At 68.2% G+C, this 1536-nt stretch carries 1 protein-coding gene; it reads right to left on the bottom strand.

All coding sequences use genetic code 11. The annotated features are described in order from the left end of the window. Positions 1 to 296: 296 nt before the first annotated feature. Positions 297 to 1409 carry an IS110 family transposase gene (locus I2G43_RS06390; protein ID WP_229071648.1) on the bottom strand — a complete coding sequence of 371 codons (1113 nt, stop codon included), beginning with the start codon at positions 1407 to 1409 and terminating at the stop codon, positions 297 to 299. Positions 1410 to 1536: the final 127 nt, after the last annotated feature.

The raw sequence follows: 1536 nt of genomic DNA, 5'->3' as shown, positions 1-1536 counted from the left end.
AGGCAAAATCGGGCCTGGCCCCAACGATATGGGGTCAGGCCCTCTCCCTATATCAACCCGTCCGCGGCGACCTCGGCGTGTCTTCCCGACGCTCGTCTTTGCAGTTTAATATCCGCCCGCGGCGATCTCTCGCTGGGCAATCCGTTGCTACGGCTGAGGCTTCTACGTCGAACCGACAGTCTGTGCACGCGTGTGGCGCCCTGGGCGCTCGCAGAAAAGGGACCTGAGGTTCGCCTCAACGGCTTCGGATCGAACCGCTTCCGGGGTGATCGGCTTATGTGCGGGGGACCGGCCCCCTACGCCTCCTCGGCCATGAGGCCGACCGCCCACACCCAGCAGGCGAGCTCGCGCGCCGTGGCCACGTTCGCCTTGTTGTTGTGGACCCCGCGCGCGAGCAGCGCCTCCCGCCTCTCGACCAGCCTCCGCACGCCCTTGGCGGCATGCCTGCGGGCGACCCGGTCCGGGGCCTGGCCCTTGGCGAGGCCCTTCGGCCGCCCCGAGCACGTCAGGTAGTGCCACGCGGCCTCGACCAGCGCCTTCCTCAGGTGCTTGTTGCCCGCCTTGGTGATCGCGCCCCTGCGGTCGCTCTCCCCGCTGGAGTGCTCGGAGGGCGTCAGGCCGACCCATGCGGCGAACGACCGGGCGTTCCTGAACCTCGAGAACTCGCCGGCCTCGAACACGAGGTCGGCGGCGGACGCGGTGTCGACGCCCTTGAGGCAGCGCAGGGAGTCGACCCTCCTCCTCCACCTGGGCTTGCGGGCCTCGGCCCCGACGAGCCCCTCGAGCCTCGCCTTCTCCTCCGCCGCCCGCCTGACCGCGTCGACGTAGTAGGCGAGCACCTCCTCGTCGGCCCCCTCCGCGAACCTAATCGACTCGATCCAGGACCAGTGCGCCCGGGTCCAGTTGCCCTTCCTGCGGCCGGTGGGCGTCCTCTCGTCGAAGGCGAGCCCGTGCCTGAGCAGGAACTTGGAGAGCCGCTGCTTCGAGCGCGAGAGGTCGTCCCTCGCGTCCTCGAGCGCCCTGGTCAGGTCGCGGGCGGCCTCGCACTCGTCGTCGGGGACCCACACCTCGACCACGTTGCCGACCGACAGCATGCGGGCGAGGAACTCGGCGTCGTTGCGGTCGTTCTTCCTGCGCCTGTCCGCGCTGGGCTTGATCATCTTCGAGACGGCGCCGACCGCGCAGTCGACCCCGAGGCCGGAGAGCCTCTTCTGCAGGTCGAACCCCGTGACCCCGGATTCGTACACGCACTTGGCCTTTGGGTCCACGGACCGCACCCACTCCGCGACTGCCCCGGCGTCGTAGCCGAAGGTCGCGCAGCGCACCTCCCCGGTCATGACGTCGAGGGAGACTGCCTTTATCGAGCGGGCGTGGACGTCGAGGCCGACGAAGGTGGTAGTATCGAGCATGGGAGCCCCTTCCATGAATGCGGCGTGGCCGCCGCGGCTGAATTAGACACTCACCATTGTCGGCCTAATCCGCGGTCTTTCATGCAGCAGGGGCTCTCAATGTTTTTATGTCCTGCTCATATCGTCT

The sequence above is a fragment of the Collinsella aerofaciens genome (assembly GCF_015557435.1).
Taxonomy (GTDB): domain Bacteria; phylum Actinomycetota; class Coriobacteriia; order Coriobacteriales; family Coriobacteriaceae; genus Collinsella; species Collinsella aerofaciens_Z.
This window is presented reverse-complemented; position numbering and strand designations above follow the sequence as displayed.

Coding starts and splice junctions, on each gene's coding strand:
- I2G43_RS06390 (WP_229071648.1), bottom strand. CDS start 1,409: ATGCTCGATACTACCACCTTCGTCGGCCTCGACGTCCACGCCCGCTCG.